Source organism: Actinoplanes sp. NPDC023936, assembly GCF_040639325.1.
GTDB lineage: Bacteria > Actinomycetota > Actinomycetes > Mycobacteriales > Micromonosporaceae > Actinoplanes.
The window spans coordinates 14,317-31,778 of the sequence record NZ_JBEZZR010000024.1; the positions used below are offsets into that span (position 1 = coordinate 14,317).

General features: G+C 70.3%; 15 protein-coding genes. 8 read left to right on the top strand and 7 right to left on the bottom strand.

What is annotated here, in order from left to right; all coding sequences use genetic code 11:
* Positions 1-35: 35 nt before the first annotated feature.
* Complete coding sequence (locus AB0F72_RS26900; RefSeq protein WP_360436348.1) at positions 36-2,489, bottom strand: glycosyltransferase; 2,454 nt, start codon at positions 2,487-2,489, stop codon at positions 36-38.
* The gene (locus tag AB0F72_RS26905; RefSeq protein ID WP_360436350.1) at positions 2,486-3,091 is read right to left on the bottom strand and encodes a hypothetical protein; all 606 of its coding nucleotides are present in this window, start codon (positions 3,089-3,091) and stop codon (positions 2,486-2,488) included. Before AB0F72_RS26905 ends, AB0F72_RS26900 begins: the two co-directional genes overlap by 4 nt.
* A gap of 753 nt (positions 3,092-3,844) precedes the next feature.
* Between AB0F72_RS26905 and AB0F72_RS26910 the strand changes: the two genes are divergently transcribed.
* The gene (locus AB0F72_RS26910) at positions 3,845-4,669 is read left to right on the top strand and encodes a hypothetical protein (RefSeq protein ID WP_360436352.1); all 825 of its coding nucleotides are present in this window, start codon (positions 3,845-3,847) and stop codon (positions 4,667-4,669) included.
* On the opposite strand, the gene AB0F72_RS26915 is transcribed toward AB0F72_RS26910, so the two are convergent.
* Together AB0F72_RS26915 and AB0F72_RS26920 are read right to left on the bottom strand one after the other, a co-directional pair.
* Complete coding sequence (locus AB0F72_RS26915; protein ID WP_360436354.1) at positions 4,666-5,238, bottom strand: NUDIX domain-containing protein; 573 nt, start codon at positions 5,236-5,238, stop codon at positions 4,666-4,668. The two genes, AB0F72_RS26910 and AB0F72_RS26915, sit on opposite strands and share 4 nt — an antisense overlap.
* A 176-nt stretch (positions 5,239-5,414) precedes the next feature.
* Positions 5,415-6,998, bottom strand: coding sequence for a phospholipid carrier-dependent glycosyltransferase (locus tag AB0F72_RS26920; protein ID WP_360436356.1), 1,584 nt, complete (start codon positions 6,996-6,998; stop codon positions 5,415-5,417).
* Positions 6,999-7,073: 75 nt separating this feature from the next.
* On the opposite strand from AB0F72_RS26920, the gene rsmI reads away from it, so the two are divergent.
* On the top strand, positions 7,074-7,928 hold the full coding sequence (gene rsmI, locus AB0F72_RS26925; RefSeq protein WP_360436358.1) for a 16S rRNA (cytidine(1402)-2'-O)-methyltransferase: 855 nt from the start codon (positions 7,074-7,076) through the stop codon (positions 7,926-7,928).
* 283 nt (positions 7,929-8,211) lie between these two features.
* On the opposite strand, the gene AB0F72_RS26930 is transcribed toward rsmI, so the two are convergent.
* Positions 8,212-9,027: a hypothetical protein gene (locus AB0F72_RS26930; protein WP_360436360.1), complete on the bottom strand. Its 816-nt coding sequence runs from the start codon at positions 9,025-9,027 to the stop codon at positions 8,212-8,214.
* Between the two features lie 133 nt (positions 9,028-9,160).
* Here AB0F72_RS26930 and metG point away from each other — a divergent pair, with 133 nt between their 5' ends.
* Positions 9,161-10,963: a methionine--tRNA ligase gene (gene metG, locus AB0F72_RS26935; protein ID WP_360436362.1), complete on the top strand. Its 1,803-nt coding sequence runs from the start codon at positions 9,161-9,163 to the stop codon at positions 10,961-10,963.
* Positions 10,964-11,171: 208 nt separating this feature from the next.
* A complete protein-coding gene (locus AB0F72_RS26940; RefSeq protein ID WP_360436364.1) occupies positions 11,172-12,398 on the top strand; it encodes a hypothetical protein in 1,227 nt (408 codons plus the stop codon).
* Positions 12,399-12,444: 46 nt separating this feature from the next.
* Here AB0F72_RS26940 and AB0F72_RS26945 read toward each other — a convergent pair whose 3' ends face one another.
* Entirely contained in the window at positions 12,445-13,479 is a 1,035-nt protein-coding gene (locus AB0F72_RS26945) for a hypothetical protein (protein ID WP_360436366.1), read from the bottom strand.
* 70 nt (positions 13,480-13,549) lie between these two features.
* Here AB0F72_RS26945 and AB0F72_RS26950 point away from each other — a divergent pair, with 70 nt between their 5' ends.
* Positions 13,550-14,479 carry a TatD family hydrolase gene (locus AB0F72_RS26950; protein WP_360436368.1) on the top strand — a complete coding sequence of 310 codons (930 nt, stop codon included), beginning with the start codon at positions 13,550-13,552 and terminating at the stop codon, positions 14,477-14,479.
* A gap of 15 nt (positions 14,480-14,494) precedes the next feature.
* On the opposite strand, the gene AB0F72_RS26955 is transcribed toward AB0F72_RS26950, so the two are convergent.
* Positions 14,495-14,917 carry a hypothetical protein gene (locus tag AB0F72_RS26955; RefSeq protein WP_360436370.1) on the bottom strand — a complete coding sequence of 141 codons (423 nt, stop codon included), beginning with the start codon at positions 14,915-14,917 and terminating at the stop codon, positions 14,495-14,497.
* 117 nt (positions 14,918-15,034) lie between these two features.
* On the opposite strand from AB0F72_RS26955, the gene rsmA reads away from it, so the two are divergent.
* Genes rsmA through AB0F72_RS26970 form a run of 3 tightly spaced genes read left to right on the top strand, consistent with a single transcriptional unit; the run spans position 15,035 to position 17,459 of the window.
* Positions 15,035-15,943, top strand: a complete 909-nt coding sequence (rsmA, locus tag AB0F72_RS26960; RefSeq protein ID WP_360436544.1) for a 16S rRNA (adenine(1518)-N(6)/adenine(1519)-N(6))-dimethyltransferase RsmA — start codon at positions 15,035-15,037, stop codon at positions 15,941-15,943.
* Positions 15,940-16,515, top strand: coding sequence for a Uma2 family endonuclease (locus tag AB0F72_RS26965; RefSeq protein WP_360436372.1), 576 nt, complete (start codon positions 15,940-15,942; stop codon positions 16,513-16,515). The genes rsmA and AB0F72_RS26965 overlap by 4 nt, the downstream gene beginning before the upstream one ends.
* Positions 16,512-17,459: a 4-(cytidine 5'-diphospho)-2-C-methyl-D-erythritol kinase gene (locus tag AB0F72_RS26970; protein ID WP_360436374.1), complete on the top strand. Its 948-nt coding sequence runs from the start codon at positions 16,512-16,514 to the stop codon at positions 17,457-17,459. Before AB0F72_RS26965 ends, AB0F72_RS26970 begins: the two co-directional genes overlap by 4 nt.
* Positions 17,460-17,462 lie beyond the last annotated feature (3 nt).

The following is a 17,462-nucleotide window of genomic DNA, read 5'->3' on the forward strand; positions in this document are numbered from 1 at the left end:
CCGGCTGCAGGTCGGCCGGGCGCGGGCCGGTGCGCTCACCCGGCCCGAACCGGGCCGGAGCCTCCTGCCGGGGGCGAGCCGGCGGACGGAAGCTCGTCGGGGAAGTTGTCGTAGTGGGCGGGCTGCACCGGGACGGCCGGGGGCGCCACGGCGCGGCCGGTGGGCGTACGCGGAGCCGGGGTGAAATGCGGCTGGATCGGCGGCCAGCTGTCCACCGCCGGTGCGACCGGCCCACCCGGTCCGATCGGCTCGGCGGCAGGCGTCGTCCGCGCCACCAATCCGGCCCGGTCCAGCTTGTGCCAGCGCAGCCGGCCACCGGTCAGCGCGGTGGTCGCGGACTGCAGCAGAACCAGGTACATCAACTGCCGGTACGCGAACTGCTGCAACGGCAGCCGGAGCAGTGGCGTGTACGACTCGCGGTCGAAACGGAACGCCACCGCGGCCGTGAACATCTGCAGCGACAGCATGCCGACCCAGGCGACAAGGGTCTCGCTGAGCTCCCAGAAGACCAGGCCGTAGATCAGCATGATGTCGACGACCGGCGCGAGCATCGGCAGCGCCACCCCGAACAGCGCGAGGAACGGCAGGCCGACCCGGCCGAACCGGCCCGAGGCGCCGGATTCGAAAATCGACCGGCGGTGCTTCCACATCGCCTGCATGGTCCCGTAACTCCACCGGTACCGCTGCCGGTAGAGCTGCTCCAGCGTGGTCGGGGCCTCGGTCCACGCCTTGGCGTTCTCCTCGTACACGACCCGCCAGCCGGCCCGGCAGAGCGCCATCGTGACGTCGGTGTCCTCGGCCAGCGTCTCGTCGCTCACGCCGCCGACCTGAGCCAGCGCCTCCCGGCGGAACGCGCCGATCGCGCCCGGCACGGTCGGCATGCAGTTCATCGTCTCGTAGAGCCGGCGGTCCAGGTTGAAGCCGATCACGTACTCGATGTGCTGCCAGAGCGCGACCATGCTGGCCCGGTTGCCGACCTTCACGTTGCCGGCGACCGCGCCCACCGTGGGGTCGGCGAACGGCTGCACGAGCCGGCGGATCGAGTCGTCCTCGAAGATCGTGTCGCCGTCGACCGTGACGATCAGGTCGTGCCGGGCCAGCGCCACGCCGGTGTTGAGGGCGTTGGGCTTGCCGCCGTTCGGGACCCGGACCACCCGGACGTTCGGCAGGCCCATCCGTTCCACCAGGTCGGCCGTGCCGTCGGTGGAGCCGTCGTCGACGACCACCACCTCGATCTCCGGGTAGTCGCCGGTGGCCAGCGAGCGGACGGCGGCCTCGATGCCCTCCTTCTCGTTGTAGGCCGGAACGATCACCGAGACCGGCTCGGTCACCGGGGGACCCCAGCGCCAGTCCGGCTTGCGGCGCTGCCGGGCGTGCCGGGTGGCGAGCACGAGCAACAGGAGGGTACGGCCGATGGTCAGCGCCCCGACCACCACGAACAATGTGGCGATCACCAGGACCAGGCCGTCGGCGAACCGTACCGTCCAGATCAGAGCCAGACCGCGCAACTCGTCGTGCTGGGGCGCGGCCGGGTTGAGCGGCAGCGCGGCAATCGCCTCGGTGCTCTCGGCCCGGTCCCGGCCGGCGTTCGCGGCCTGCTCGGCGATGCTCAGGTTCAGGCCCTCGGTGACAGTGGTGAACCGGTAGCCGCGGGCCTTCATCCGCGGGATGAACTCGGCCAGCGCCTGCACGGTCTGCGACCGATCACCGCCGGCGTCGTGGAACAGCACGACCGCCGAGCTCTCGCCGGCCGGCGTCGCGTTCGCGATGATCCGCTCGACGCCCGGCCGCTGCCAGTCCTCGCTGTCCAGGTCGTTGACCACGACGAGGTAGCCCTGCCGGCCCGCCTCCTTGACGATCTTCCAGTTCACGTCGTCGATCGCGGCGTTCTTGGAGGAGTACGGGAACCGGGCCAGGTTGGTCCGCACTCCGGTGGCCCGGGCGATCGCCACCTGGTTCTGGGACAGTTCCAGCTCACGCCGCCAGGGTGCGAGCCGCTGCATGTTCGGGTGGGTGAACGTGTGCAGGCCCAGCTCGTTGCCACCGGCCACGATCCGCTCGGTCAGCTCGGGGTGCCGGGCCACCTGCGAGCCGACCACGAAGAACGTGCCGTGCGCGTCGTTGTCGCGCAGCACCTTGAGAATTCTCGGGGTCCACTCGGGATCCGGACCGTCGTCGAAGGTGAGCGCGATGGTGCGGTCCGGCAGGCGGCTGGTGCTCTCCTGGCCGCCGGTGGTGTTGATGATCGGGCCGCCGCCGCGGATCGCCGGCGGCACTCCGGCCTGATCGCCGACCTCGGTCTGCACGTGGTCGTTCGTGAACTCGGCGTTGATGTACGCCTGCACGACGAGCACGGCGACGAAGAAGCCGATCAGCAGGGTGCCGAGCATGACGCGGGGGCGCGGCAGGATGCGGCGCCGGCTGCGGCCGCGCAGCCGGGACCGCCGGGGTGGGTGCGGGGTGGGGGCTGCCGAGGGGGCCGTGGTCATGGTGTGGTCCCGTCCCCGGTGCCGGGCGGCGCCGGCGCGACCGGTCCGGGCGCCGGTGGGCTGCTGGATTTCACGACCGGCGCCGGTGACGACTTGCTGGGCTGCACCTTGCTGGTCGACTCCGTGGTCCGGGTGGTGGCCGGCGCCGGGGTCCTGGTCCCGGCCGGCTTCGAGGTGGCCGATGCCGACGGTGTGGCGGACGGCCGGGACGAGCTCGGCCCGGCGGATCGCCGGGGTGTGTCGCCGGTGCGCCGTTGCAGCGACTCCACCGTGTACCGCGGGCCGGCCGCGGTGCTGGGCTGCGGGGTCGGGCTGGGGCGTGGCTGCGGCGTGGCGGCGCCCGTGGCGACCCGTTCGTCGTCCAGGCCGGGCAGCGGCAGTCCCGCGCCGGAACTGACCGGTCCACCGGCCAGACTGACGCTGAGCAACCCCCCGTAGGCGACGACGAGGACACCGAACGCGAGCGCGACGCCCCGAAGCAGCCGGCTGCGTCGCCCGGTGGTGTCGACGAACACCGGGGCGGGCGCCGACACGGCGATGATTTCCGTGTCGAGGGCGTCTTGGTCGGCGGATTGCGAAGTTCTTGGCTCCTGCGAAGTCACGCGGCGAAGCTTAAGAACATTTATCGCGATCTTGGCAGAGATCACTCACAAGGGGGACGGCCGACTGATCCCCTGAAATGGGACGAAATGACGAGCCTGAGGTTGTGGCCGGTGGCGATCGGTGCGGGCCTCGGCGGGGCGCGTTTCGCTGAGCAGCGGTGAGGCGCGAGGGTCAAAGACGTTACGTCGATTCGGGGCCCAATTTGCTGTCGCATTCCCGACGCATTAATCGAGCATTCTTCACGAATCAATAAAAACCGTTAAGAGCAATAAGAGCATATTGTCCGAATTCTCGGCAAGGTGGTTGCGACACGGCAATCTTGCCGGGGCACCGTTGTGTCAGGCATCCGACCTCGTTAAGCTCCATCTTGCGCGCCCCTATCGCCCGCTTCCCCCGTGGCAGGCGATCGGGGCGCGCCCTATTTCCGGGCCGGGCCCGGCGCACGGCGCTCAGCGGGCCCGGCGCGTCTTGACAGTCGTCATGTATCGGGTGTGACCGAGACGCTGTGTCGAGCGGGCCCTACGGGTCGGTCCGGTTTCTGCTCGGCATGATCGGTGCGTACTGCCTGACCTGCAAAAAGCAGCAGAGGTTGGCTGAGCGCAGCGTCTCGTTCACCGAGCGGGGCGTACGGCGGCGGATCAGCCTTCCTCGACACATGAAACCGGGCTGGTCGCAGAGGCTAGCGATCAGGGGCGGCTCGAAGTGCGGTGTAGGTGGTGTATCAGCGGCGGCTCGCCCTCAGTCCACTATCCATGATCGGGCTGCCGGCCCCGAATGATGGTCGCGGCGAGTTCGTGGTGGCGATAGCCGCAGCAGGGGCAGCTTCCTTGGTCGACCAGATGGGCTCGCATCTGGCCGCTTTGCAGGAGGTCCTGACCTTCGCCGTTCTGCCGGACGCCCGGAGGCCGGTGGCTGTCGCGCTGGCCGGAGCCGCGACCTTGGCAGCTTGGCAGGCGCTGGACGTCGGTGCGGCGGATCGGGCCTGGCGCCACTACGAGCTGGCGAAAACCGCCGCCAGAGACGCCGACGAGATCGCCTATCTCGCTCACGCCATGGCGGAGCAGTCCTACGTTCTGGTCGAGGCTGGCAGGCATGACCTCGCTGTCTCGTTGATGAGGGAAGCACGGCGAACGGCCGGCAGCCGGATATCGAGCCGACTTTCTGCATGGTTGAACGCGGCGGAAGCCGAGTTGTGCGCACTGGCCGGCCTCTCGGATGACTCCCGGCGTGCCCTGGATCGGGCCGTAGCTGATCTGCCGCCCGACAGCGATGACCGCGATCCCGGGATGGTGAGCATCTTCTTGAACCGAAGCCATTTCGATCGATGGCGTGGCAATACGCTGGCTCTCCTCGGTGATGACGAGGCTGTCGGAGACCTGTACGGCGTGCTCGAAACGATGGATCCGACGTTCGTGCGGGCGCGAAGCGGCGTGTTGTGCCACCTGGCTCGGGCTCACCTGGTTCGCGAGGAGGCTGATGAGGCGCGATCGTGCCTGCTCGCCGCGCGGCGTTTGGCCGGCCGGACCGGGTCGGTGCGGCATCGTCGCCGGGTCGAGCGCTTGATGCCGACTGTTTAGGGCTGCTCCGGGTCGACGCCGAAGGCCAGAATGTGCAGGAGCGCCAACAGCGTCCCGGAGCTGAGGATCTCGCCCTTCTCGATCAGACTGCGGACAGCTGCCAGGGGAACCCAGGCGACCTCGCCCGATTCCTCGCCGCCCTCAGGCTCGGCGACCAGGTCGGCGCCCCGGCCGACGAAAATCACGTGGGGCGAATCGACCATGCCGACGATGGGTTGGTAGGTGAGGACTCTGCGGAGAGCGTGTGGCCGCCATCCTGTCTCCTCCTCGACTTCCCGGGCCGCTGCGGCGGCCGCATCCTCGCCGGGGTCCAGGAGCCCACCGGGTAGTTCCCAACCCCACGTGTTCGGAACGAAGCGGTAGCGACGCAACATCAACACCCGATCTCGGCTGTCGACGATCGCAGCGATCGCGGCGCTGTTGAGGCGGACGACGTGGTGCTCGAACCGTTCGGCGCCAGGAGGCTCGACTTCGACGCGAGACAGAGTCACCCACCGGTTCTCGTAGACGGCCCGCTCACCGTGGACCCGCCAAGCAGGTGACGGTTCGTTCACCTCGGATGACGCCATCGATTTTCCGGCCTCCTACGAATCACACCCGCACAGGAACCTATCGGGGGTCTTGGGCAGACAAGCCTGGGCGGGACCACTTCAGTGCCGCTATGGGAGCCGACGGCCCGGCACACAGCGGCGCGGGGCACGGCGGCCCGGCGTCGAGAGTCGGCCGGGCCGGGTCGTAACCGGCATCAGATCCAGCGGCTCCCGAGCCACATCCGCACCGACCAGTCGTCGTACGGCATGAGCGTGCCCACGAAGATCGGGTAGAAGTACGCGAAGCAGAGCGCCACCAGCACCACGAACGTGGTCAGCACGACCGTGCCGATGAGCTGCCGGTCGGAGCGGCCCGCCCCGGCCACGATCCCGCCCGGTGGCGTCATGATCGCCCCGAGCACGTAGACGACGGCCAGGATCAGGAACGGCAGCGCCGGCATGGCGTAGAACGAGAACATCGTCCGGCCGTCGGCGACCGCGAAGTAGAACCACGGCAGCAGGCCGGCCGCCGCGCCCGTGAAGATGGCGTAGGCCCGCCAGTCGCGCCGGGCGATGCCGAACCAGACGAGCGCGCCCAGGGCCGGCAGGAACGACCACCAGAGGATCGGCGTGCCGAGCAGCAGGATCTCGGCCGCGCAGTTCGAGGCGCCGCAGCTGCCGTTGCCGTTCCAGTAGAACGCCACCGGCCGCCCCAGCAGCAGCCACTGCCACGGCCATGACTGGTAGGTGTGCTTCTCGGTCAGGCCGCTGTGGAAGTTGTACGCCTCGGAGTGGTAGTGCGCGAGGTTGAGCAGCGCGCCCAGGATCGGCGGCTCGCTCATCCCGTTCGCCTCCCGGTAGTGCCGGAAGTAGCCCGTGTCGGTCACGAACCAGCCGGTCCAGGTGGCCAGGTAGAGGACGAACGTGAGACCGAAGCTGAGCACCAGCCAGCCCAGGTCGCCGAGGATCCCGGCGATGATCGGGCCCTGGACGCCGGCCGAGCGGCGCGCCTGCACCCGCCAGACGATCACCAGGCCGGCGAAGAACGGCGCGAAGAAGAGCGCGCTCCACTTGACGCCGCAGGCCATGCCGAACGTCGCGCCGGCGACAAGCAGCCACCACGGCACGATCCGCGGGAGCGTGGGGGTGGCCGACGTGTCGTACCCCGCGTCCAGCGCCCGCTGCCAGCTGCGCCGGTAGTGGTCCCGGTCCAGCACCATGCACGCGAAGGTGATCAGGATGAACAGGGCGAGGAAGATGTCGAGCAGCGAGGTGCGGGAGAGCACCAGCTGGAAGCCGTCCAGCGTCATCAGCAGGCCCGCCGTGCCGGCCAGCACGATCGAGTGGAACAGCCTGTAGGTGAGCCGGATCAGGATCAGGATCATCAGCGTGCCGGCCGCCGCGGCGGAGACCCGCCAGCCCAGCTCGGTGTTGCCGAAGAAATGCTCCCCGAACGCGATGAGCCACTTGCCGAGCGGCGGATGCACCACGTAGGCGGGACCGTTCGTCTTCTCGTCCCACTCCACGCCGTGCTGCAGCATGTCCCAGGCGTCCGTCGGGTAGTACACCTCGTCGAAGATGTAGCCCTTGGGACGGCTCAGCCCGGCGAACCGCAGGATCGCCGCGATCGTCACGATGACCGCGGTGACGATCCATGAGTACGGGTTGAAGCGCTGGTCCAGCGTCGACAGGCGGCGCCGGACGATCTCCGGGACCGCGCGCACGCCGGAGGACTGCTCCGTCTCGGCGGGGGAGTCCGCGGGGGTGAGGTCATTCTCAGCAGTGGCCGCCGTCGTCACCCCGCGATCGTAGGCCCCACGCCTGAGAAGTGATGCCCGCCGTCGCCGCGTCCTGTCATGTGATGGACTTTTCCGATGGCGGGACATGAGAACGGACTCGGGCGGGTAGTGCTGGCCGGCGCGCCTCTCGGCAACATCGGCGACGCCTCCACCCGGTTGCGCGAGGTCCTGGCCTCGGCAGACGTGATCGCGGCGGAGGACACGCGACGCCTGAACCGGCTCGCCCGCGATCTCGGCGTCACGGTCAGCGGACGGATCGTGTCGTACTTCGAGGGCAACGACGAGCGGCGTACGCCCGAGCTCGTCGAGGCGCTGGCCGGCGGCGCGGTGGTCGCCGTCGTCACCGACGGTGGCATGCCGAGCGTCTCGGACCCCGGGTACCGGCTGGTCCGGGCCGCGCTCGACGCCGGGTACCCGGTCACCGCCGCGCCCGGCCCCAGCGCCGTGACCACCGCCCTCGCGCTCTCCGGGCTGCCCAGCGACAGGTTCGCCTTCGAGGGCTTCCTGCCGCGGACCGGCTCCGGCCGCCGGTCCCGGCTGCGCGAGCTCGCCGCCGAGCCACGCACGCTGGTCTTCTTCGAGGCGCCGCACCGGATCGTCAGCGCGCTCGCGGACCTGGCGGCGGTCTTCGGCGCGGACCGGCCGGCAGCGGTCTGCCGGGAGCTGACCAAGACCTATGAGGAGGTGCGCCGCGGCACCCTCGCCGAGCTGGCCGAGTGGGCCGCCGCGGGCGAGCCGCGTGGCGAGATCACGCTGGTGGTGGGTGGCGCGCCGGTGGTCGCGGCGACGGTTCCGGACGACGAGGAGCTGCGCGCCGCGGTCGCCGAGCGGGAGGCGGAAGGCGAGTCCCGCCGGGACGCCATCCAGGCGGTGGCGACCGAGTTCGGGCTAAAAAAGCGAGACGTCTACAACATCGTGCACAGTGCTTGATGGCTTCGCTTCGCTCCGCGGCAAAACGCCTTATACCCGGTGACTTGACCGCTGGTTTCCCGCCACCCGCACACCCCGCGGGCGTCGGGAAACCAGTGGTCAAGTCACCGGCGGCGTTTTGCGGGTCGCTCCGTGGCTACGCGCTTACTGGAGGCCAAACCCGTGAGGGGTGCCCGCGGAGCGAAGCGCAGCCGGACGGCAGAGCCGGCGGCGGGAAGCGCCGGCGGAAGGGGCGTCAGTCGCCCGGATGTTGGGGGACCGGGGTAGCTCGTACTTTGAATCTTTAAAAAGCCGCCGCCAGGAAGCCTAGCTGGAGCAGGAGGGGGGCGGCGAAGCTGAGCAGGACGGCTCGGCGGCGTCTCATGCCGGTCTCCAGGCGGTGGGCGCCGGTGCTCTGCGCGATGCCGTAACCGCAGGTCAGCACGAGCAGGAAGCCGAGAGTCCAGCGCAGGTGCATGAGGGTGCCGGCCGGTCCGGCGTAGGCCTGGTCGCTGCTCGGGCTGACCATCCGCGCCGGTGTGATCGCGCCGGGCTCGCGGCTTTCGCCGGTGATGCCGAGCAGTGTCACCCAGGGTGCGGTGAAGCTGCCATCCGCTGTGCTGAATCGGCCGGCGCAGCGTTGGGTGAGCCCGTCGCCGTGGCACTGCGCGGTGGTGGCGTATCCGTCGTCGCCGTGCCCGACCGCGAGCCAGAACGGCTCCGCGCTGACCCATCCGAAGAACGCCGCCAGCAGGCTCAGCGTGACGAGCGCGGTGAGCGGGCCGAGCGGGCGGTGGGAGGGCTGGCGCCGGCGCCGGCCGGGGTGGTGAGCGGGCGGCGCCGGTTCCGCTTCCGCGCGTTCCGATTCGGTCATCCAGAACGGCGAGTTCTCCATCCGTTCGAGCCGCGCCTCGACCTCCGGCGGGACCGCCACGTCGGGGAGCGGCCGGTGCGGATCGATCACCACGGTGGGCCGGTTGCGGTCGGTGAGTGATTGATCTTCAACCTCATCCGGTACGCCGGGAGCGGCGTCCCGGGAGTCCGGTTCGATGATCACGAGCTCGCCGGTGGTCAGTTCTCGCTGCGGTGGCTCCTCGGGCTGCGGCGCTTCTCCGGTCACTGGATCATTGAACGCCCGGGACGGGTCGAGATCACGTCATCTATAGGGCGTGTCGTGACAAATCGGGCGTGGCTGCTCGCCGTGCGGCAATGCGTTCGCGGTGCGGTGGGAGCGGTCACTACGCTTGTACGTCATGAGTCACGTTCTCGCCGCGGTTGCCTGGCCATACGCCAACGGCCCGCGCCACATCGGTCATGTTTCCGGCTTCGGGGTGCCGTCCGACGTCTTCAGCCGGTACATGCGCATGGCCGGCCACGACGTGCTCATGGTCTCCGGCACCGACGAGCACGGCACCCCGATCCAGGTGCAGGCCGACGCCGACGGGGTCACCCCCCGTGAGCTCGCCGACCGCTACAACCGGGTGATCGTGGAGGACCTGCACGGGCTGGGCCTCTCCTACGACCTGTTCACCCGGACCACCACGCGCAACCACTATGCCGTGGTGCAGGACCTGTTCGAGGGGCTGTTCGCGAACGGCTACATCGTCGCCCGCACCACGCTCGGCGCGATCTCGCCGTCCACCGGCCGCACCCTGCCCGACCGCTACATCGAGGGCACCTGCCCGATCTGCGGTTACGACAGCGCCCGTGGCGACCAGTGCGACAACTGCGGCAACCAGCTCGACCCGGAGCAGCTGATCAACCCGCGCTCGCGGATCAACGGGGAGACCCCGCAGTTCGTCGAGACCGAGCACTTCTTCCTGGACCTGCCGGCGTTCGCCGAGGCGATCGGCGGCTGGCTGGACCGCCGGGAGAACTGGCGGCCCAACGTCCTGAAGTTCTCCCGCAACCTGCTCGACGACCTGCAGCCCCGGGCGATCACCCGGGACCTGGAGTGGGGCGTGCCGATCCCGCTCGACGGCTGGCGGGACCGCAACGACAAGCGCATCTACGTCTGGTTCGACGCGGTCATCGGTTACCTGTCGGCCTCGATCGAGTGGGCCCGGCGCACCGGCGACCCGGAGGCCTGGCGCAAATGGTGGTCGGCGGACGGCGAGGGCAAGGACGCCTCGGCCTACTACTTCATGGGCAAGGACAACATCGTCTTCCACTCGGTGATCTGGCCGGCGCTGCTGCTCGGCTACTCCGGTGAGGGCGACAAGGGCGGCCAGCCGGGCGGCCTGGGCAAGCTGAACCTGCCGACCGAGGTGGTCTCCAGCGAGTACCTGACGATGGAGGGCAAGAAGTTCTCCTCGTCGCGCCGGGTCGTCATCTACGTGCGGGACTTCCTGGAGCGCTACGACGCCGACGCGCTGCGGTACTTCATCGCGGCCGCCGGCCCGGAGTCGAACGACACCGACTTCACCTGGGCCGAGTTCGTCCGGCGCAACAACGACGAGTTGGTCGCCGGCTGGGGCAACCTGGTCAACCGGTCGATCTCGATGGCGGCGAAGAACTTCGGGGCGATCCCGCCCGCCGTCGATCTGACCGCCGAGGACCGGGCTCTGCTCGAGGTGGCGCGCACCGGTTTCGCCACGGTCGGCGAGCTGATCGGCAAGCACCGGCAGAAGGCGGCGATCGGCGAGGCGATGCGGGTGGTCGCCGAGGCGAACAAGTACCTCTCCGAGCAGGCGCCGTGGAAGCTCAAGTCGGAGGAGGAGAAGCCGCGTCAGGGAACCGTCCTGCACGTCGCGCTGCAGGTGGTGAGTGATGCCAACACGCTGCTCACGCCGTTCCTGCCGCACTCCTCGCAGAAGGTCTTCGAGCTGCTCGGCGGCACCGGCGTGCACGCGCCGATGCCGAAGATCGTCGAGGTGGACGACCTGGACGGCGGCCCGGCCTACCCGGTGCTGATGGGTGATTACACCGAGGGCGCCCGCTGGGAGTCGGTGCCGCTGGTGGCGGGCACCCCGCTGGCGGCGCCGAAGCCGGTCTTCCGCAAGCTCGAGCCGTCCGTCGTGGACGAGGAGCTGGCCCGCCTCGGCGAAGGCGCCTGACGAGCCAAATATCCACAATGCCCGCCGGTGTCCCTGTGACACCGGCGGGCTTCTTCAATTGGGGATTGATCAAAGTTTCGATGTTCCGGTACCGTCACGTCGTCCACGGGGGGACATGAGCGTTTCATCGGTACGGTGGCGTCGCGGCGTCGAGGACTGATCGGGTGCCCTGCCTTCGTGTGGATCGATCCCTCGAAGGAGCACCACTGTGAAACCACGTCTTTCACGCCCTCTGGTCACGGCCATCGTCAGCGGCGCGCTCGTCGCCGGTGGCTCCGTCTACGCGTCCCCGGTCATGGCGGCTCCGGCCGGCGGCGGGGACAGCAACTCCTACCGCACCGCGGCGCCCGCCGAGGCCCCGGACACCACCGGCACCTCGGCCTCGTCGGCCTCCTCGGCCGAGGCCGCGGGCACCGTCGGCTCCACCGGTTCGGTCGGGTCCCTCGCGGACGAGCCGGCGCCGGTCGGGACCACGCCCGCCACGCCGGACACCGTGAAGCCGGCGGGCGCGTTCCGGCTCAACACGGGCGCGCTCTGGATCGGGCAGAAGGTCGTCTTCGGCCAGAACCCGAACGAGTACGGCGACAACGTCGACGCGGACGCCAGCATCACCCGGAAGATCAGCTGGGGTGACGGCACGACCACGACGCTGGCCGCCGGCGCGACGAGCTTCACGAAGCAGTACACCAAGGCCGGCCGGTTCAACGTCACCGAGACGCTGACCGACCGCAGCGGGAACAGCTTCACCACGGCCGCCAAGGCGGTCAGCGTGACGGTCCCGGGCAAGTACTCGCTGAGCAAGTACACCGTCTACCAGGGTGCGCTGTTCAACGTGAAGCTGAGCAGCATCCCGGCCGGAACCACGAAGATGAAGCTCGACTGGGGCGACGGCTGGGTTCAGGACCTCTCCGGCAAGAACCAGACGCAGCGCGGGCTCATCCTGTACCGCAAGAACACCAACAGCAAGATCAGCGGCAAGGTGACCCTGAAGGTCCAGCTGTTCAACAAGTACGGCGCGACCAGCTGGATCAACGTCGGCACCACGAACGTCCTCAAGGACAGCTGGAAGCCGAAGGTGACGGTCACCAAGCCGAAGAAGGCGAACCGGATCAGCTCCTGGAAGACCGTCAAGGGCACGGTCAGCGACAAGGGCTCCGGCGTGCGGTTCGTGGGCGTCACCGTCGTCCGCATCACCACGTCGGGCAAGTACTACTGCCTGACCCCGAAGAAGAAGTGGAAGCGCTACACCACCGAGGCGCAGCTGCTGAAGCACTGCGCCAACGGCAAGAACGTGGCGAAGGTGTCGAAGGGCAAGTGGTCGCTGAAGGTGCCGGCCGGTGTGACCAAGGGCAAGATCGTGGTCCTGCCGTGGGTCTACGACTACGCCAACAACTACAAGGACACCTACCGTGAGGCCAAGCTCACGCGTAAGTGATTCGTAGTTTTTCGAAGAAGGGGCCGGCAACCGCCGGCCCCTTCTTTCACAGCTGGTAGGCGATGTCCGCGATGTGGTGATCGGCCAGCTCGTCCACCGGCGCCCAGGCCTCGTAGACGCCGCGCTCGTAGCAGCGGGCCCCGGTGAGGTTGACCCCCTCGCTCTCCGGCCGGAGCAGCCGCAGCCGGGCCCACGTCTCGTCCCGCTGCAACACCCAGGCCGGCACGCCACGCCACAGCGCCTGCTCGGCCCGCCGGCTCAGCGTCTGCACCGGATAGCGGGCCGCGCGGGTGAGCGCACGCACCCGGAACTCGCCCGGCGGGTCGGCGACCGCCTCGTACTCCTTGTCGTCGATCCGGCCGACCAGCCGGGCCGAGGCGGACGCGGTGCACGGAACGTACTCGCGGTCCGGGCTGGCCCCGGGGATCTCGCCGAGCAGGCCCCGCCAGCGCGGCCCGGCCAGCCGCAGCCATCCGTGCTGCTCCGGCTGATAGGTGTAGAGGACGACCTCGTCGCCGCCCGGCACGTACGCCAGCAGCTGCGCGTTCGCCGGGATCGGCAGGTCCGCGAAGCCGGCCGTCACGTACTCCGGGATCAGGTCGTCGGTGCTCGGCGAGAAGCCGGTGCCGAGCACCATCGCGCCGACCCGGGAGTGTGCCGGCAGGGCGGCCAGGCCGGGCTGCGCCGGAGCCGCCGGGACCTCGTAGTCGATCGGGTCGACGGCCCGCCAGCGCAGGGCGAACGTGACCTCCGATTCGGCCGCGCCGTCGGTGCGGAGCAGGGCCAGGTCGGCGGGGTCGCGCAGGTGTTCCAGGTCGCAGGAGCGGTAGCAGAAGCCGTACGGCAGCCAGCCGCCGAGATGACCGGCGACCTGTGCCGCAGAGAGGATCTTCGTCATCCGGGTGCCGCGCCGGATCGCCGCCGTGGCCCGGATCCGGCGCAGCTCCGGATCGTCCCGGTACGACACCGACTGGCTGCGGAGCTGAACCTGCGGCCAGGTCAGGTCACGGCGCAGCGGTGCCATCAGGGGTGGGTCGAGCGGGTCGGTGCCGAGCTCACTGTCCTCACCGGTCACGGTCACGCGGCGCAACCTAAGTGACTACGGTGGATATCGGATGAACTAACGGTTACCGGAAAATGCGACGTGCACAATGTCTCACATGTCTGCTGCCCCTTCGCCGTCGTCCTCGTCGTCCTCGACGCCCTCCGAGTCGCGCCGGGCGAAAGCCGCCCGCCGGGCCGGCGAGTTCCCGCCGGCGCCCGAACCGCTCGCGATCCCGGTCTTCGACAGCCACACCCATCTCGATCTGACCGTTCAGGAGGCCGGCGTCCCGGACGGCTCCGGCGGTGACCCGGTCGAGGCGCTGATCGCCGCCGCCGCGAAGAGCGGTGTGGACCGGCTCGTGCAGGTGGGCGTCGACGTCGACTCGTCCCGCTGGGGCGCCGAAGCGGCCGAGAGGTACCCGTCGGTGCTCGCCGCCGTCGCCCTGCACCCGAACGAGGCGCCCCGGCTGTCCGATCTGGACGAGGCGCTGCGGGAGATCGAGACACTGGCCGGCCGGCCGCGGGTGCGGGGCGTCGGGGAGACCGGGATGGACACGTTCCGTACCGGTGACGAGGGCCGGGTCGCGCAGGAGGAGAGCTTCCGGGCGCACATCGCGATCGCGAAACGGCACCGCAAGGCACTGATCATCCACGACCGGGACGCGCACGACGACGTGCTGCGGATCCTCGACTCCGAGGGCGCGCCGGACACCGTCGTCCTGCACTGCTTCTCCGGTGACGCCACGTTCGCCGCCGAGTGCGTGCGCCGCGGGTACTACCTGAGCTTCGCCGGGACCGTCACGTTCGCGAGCGCCGGCAACCTGCGCGACGCGGCCGCGATCACCCCGCCGGAGCAGATGATGGTGGAGACCGATGCGCCCTATCTCACTCCGGTGCCGTACCGGGGGCGGCCCAACGCGTCCTACCTGATCCCGCTCACCGTGCGGGCGCTGGCGGCGGCCCGGGGCGTGGACGCTGACGAGCTCTGCGCGACGATCTCCGCGACCGGGGACCGGGTCTTCGGCTCCTGGACCTGATCCGCCGCGACGGCCCTAGTCCTCCACCACCCACGCCACGGCGCCCAGTTCCCGGCTCAGCTGCTCCAGGTGGGTGGCGAAGGCGGCGGGCGCCGCGCGCAGCGGGCCCCGCGAGACCATCCGCACCGCCCAGCCGTGGCCGGGCGCGATGTTGTAGATCCGGTGGACCACCTGAGCGCCGCGCGGGTCGGGCTCCACGGTGGTGACCCCTCGGTACCACCACTCGCCCTGCTGGGTCACCGAGCGGGCCGCCCGGTCGACGGTCACGGTGATCCGGCTGCCGTCGCGGACCACCACGAACTCGTCGCCGTCCGACTCCTCGACCGAGCCCTCGGCGGCGATCGGGGACCGGCCACCGGGCCGCACGTCGAGCAGCACGGCCGCGACCTCGTCAGGCGCGGCCTCGACGACGCCGCGCAGCGTCAGCAGCTCAGTCATGACCTCATTCCTAGCTGGTCATGTCCAGCGCTCTAGGCTCATGCCATGGCTGACTCGACGAGCAATTCTCAACCTGGCATCGGGCCTGAGGCCGCCGGGTCGTCGGCCGGCGCGGGCATGCGAGGCCCCGGCCACGGTGAAAAAGGCTCGCTTCTCGGCCCGGCGGAGATCCGGGAACTCGCCGCACGCCTCGGCGTCGCGCCGACCAAGAAGCTCGGCCAGAACTTCCTGCACGATCCGAACACCATCCGGCGGATCGTGGCGGCGGCCGCCCTGCGCCCCGACGACGTGGCCCTGGAGGTCGGCCCCGGTCTCGGGTCGCTGACGCTGGGCCTGGCCGGCGCGGTGCGGCACGTGCACGCCGTGGAGATCGACCCGACCCTGGCGGCGGCACTGCCGGAGACGGTACGGGCGTCGCACCTCACCGTGCACCCGGCCGACGCGCTGCGGGTGACCGGCGGCATGTTCGACCCGGCGCCGACCATGCTCGTCGCGAACCTGCCCTACAACGTGGCGGTCCCGGTCGTCCTGCACCTGCTCGCCGAGCTGCCCACGCTGCGCGGCGGCCTGGTGATGGTGCAGAAGGAGGTCGCGGACCGGCTCGTCGCCGGTCCCGGCTCGAAGGTGTACGGGGTTCCGTCCGTGAAGCTGGCCTGGTACGCCGAGGCCAAGTCGGCCGGCAAGGTGCCGCCCGCGGTGTTCTGGCCGGTGCCCAACGTGGATTCCGGGCTGGTCGCGTTCACCCGCCGCGAGCCGCCGGCCGGGGCCGTTCGCACGGACGTCTTCGCGGTGATCGACGCGGCGTTCGCCCAGCGCCGCAAGACGCTGCGGGCCGCCCTCGCCGGCTGGGCCGGTGGCGCGGACCGGGCCGAGCAGGTGCTGCGCGCGGCCGGGGTGAGCCCGCAGGCGCGTGGCGAGTCGCTCACGGTGAGCGAGTTCGCCGCGATCGCGGCGGCAGCCAAAGTGTCGGTGCCCGGCGGTAAGCTCAGCCCGTCGGACGCGCAGCCCCAGGAGGTGGACTCATGACAGCCGAACCGCTCGGCCCGGTCGTGTGGGCCCCTGACCCGGTAAAGCAGCAGAAGGCCGGATACACGATCGAAGACGTCCTGTCCCTGCCTGACGAGGCGCCCCGTGTCGAGCTGTCGGATGGAGTCCTGCTGGTGGTTCCGTCGCCTACCGCCGGTCACCAGAGGCTCAACTGGCGCTTGGCGACCTGGCTCGAGCGCCATGTGCCGAAAGGGTTCGAGCCGCAGATGGCGGTGGGGGTGGTGATCGATCACACCAGCACCCTCGAGCCCGACGCGTTGATTCTCTACAGCCCGGTCGACCCCGGCCACCACTACTTCGGGCCGGACCAGGTCGTCGTCGCCGTCGAGATCGTCTCGCCGGGGACCAGGAAACGTGATCGCTTCGAGAAGCCCGGCGCCTACGCCGCGGCCGGCATCCAGCACTTCTGGCGGATCGAGCTGAACCCGGTGCACATCTTCGCCTATGACCTGGCGGGCGGCCGTTACGAACTCGTCGCGGATTCCGCGGAGGAGCTGGTCCTCGACCGGCCCTTCGAGATCCGGTTGCCGATCCGGGAACTCGCTTCGTGACCGAGGCGTGGGGGCCGGATGACGAGGGGCCACGTCCGCATCCCGGTCCGGTGCGGGTGCGAGTGCCTGCCAAGATCAATCTGCATCTCGGTGTCGGTCCGCTGCGGCCGGACGGCTATCACGAGCTGAACACCGTCTATCACGCGATCGGGCTCTTCGACGAGCTCACCGCGCGGCGGGGCGACACGCTCACGCTTACCATGGAGGGCGTCGGGGCCGGTGAGCTGGCGCTCGACGAGAGCAACCTGATCATCCGGGCTGCCCGGGCGCTCGCCGCACGGGCGCGGGTCCCGGCGTTCGCGCGGCTGCACCTGCGCAAGTCGATCCCGCTCGCCGGCGGCCTGGCCGGCGGCAGCGCCGACGCGGCCGCCGCGCTCATCGCGTGTGACGTGCTCTGGGGGCTGGGCATGTCCCGGGACGAGCTCGCCGAGGTCGGCGCGCAGCTCGGATCGGACGTGCCGTTCCTGCTGCACGGCGGGACGGCGCTCGGCACCGGCCACGGCGAGGCGGTCAGCCCGATCCTGGCCCGGCCCACCGCCTGGTACTGGGTGGTCGCGATCGCCGACGGTGGCCTCTCCACCCCGGCGGTCTACCGCGAGCTCGACGCGCTGCGTGCCGGCTCCTGGCCGCCGGCCCCGCTCAGCGGCCCGGACCAGTTGATGGCCGCGCTGCGCCAGCGCGACCCCGAGGTGCTCGGCGCCGCGCTCGGCAACGACCTGCAGGCGGCCGCGCTGTCGCTGCGCCCGCAGCTCGCCGACGTGCTGAAAGCCGGTCACGAGGCGGGCGCGATCGCCGGCATCGTCTCCGGCTCCGGGCCGACCTGTGTCTTCCTGGCCGCCGACGCCGGCCACGCCCAGCAGGTGGCGGCCGGGCTGAACGCGGCAGGTGTGTGCCGGGAGGCGGTCACCGCGCGCGGGCCGCAGCCCGGAGCGCGGGTAATCTAGACG

Bases quoted from the DNA above. Each gene is read 5' to 3' on its own strand.
- AB0F72_RS26900 (WP_360436348.1), bottom strand. From the start codon at position 2,489: ATGACCACGGCCCCCTCGGCAGCCCCCACCCCGCACCCACCCCGGCGG.
- AB0F72_RS26910 (WP_360436352.1), top strand. From the start codon at position 3,845: ATGATCGGGCTGCCGGCCCCGAATGATGGTCGCGGCGAGTTCGTGGTG.
- AB0F72_RS26915 (WP_360436354.1), bottom strand. From the start codon at position 5,238: ATGGCGTCATCCGAGGTGAACGAACCGTCACCTGCTTGGCGGGTCCAC.
- rsmI (WP_360436358.1), top strand. From the start codon at position 7,074: ATGGCGGGACATGAGAACGGACTCGGGCGGGTAGTGCTGGCCGGCGCG.
- metG (WP_360436362.1), top strand. From the start codon at position 9,161: ATGAGTCACGTTCTCGCCGCGGTTGCCTGGCCATACGCCAACGGCCCG.
- AB0F72_RS26950 (WP_360436368.1), top strand. From the start codon at position 13,550: ATGTCTCACATGTCTGCTGCCCCTTCGCCGTCGTCCTCGTCGTCCTCG.
- AB0F72_RS26955 (WP_360436370.1), bottom strand. From the start codon at position 14,917: ATGACTGAGCTGCTGACGCTGCGCGGCGTCGTCGAGGCCGCGCCTGAC.
- rsmA (WP_360436544.1), top strand. From the start codon at position 15,035: ATGCGAGGCCCCGGCCACGGTGAAAAAGGCTCGCTTCTCGGCCCGGCG.
- AB0F72_RS26965 (WP_360436372.1), top strand. From the start codon at position 15,940: ATGACAGCCGAACCGCTCGGCCCGGTCGTGTGGGCCCCTGACCCGGTA.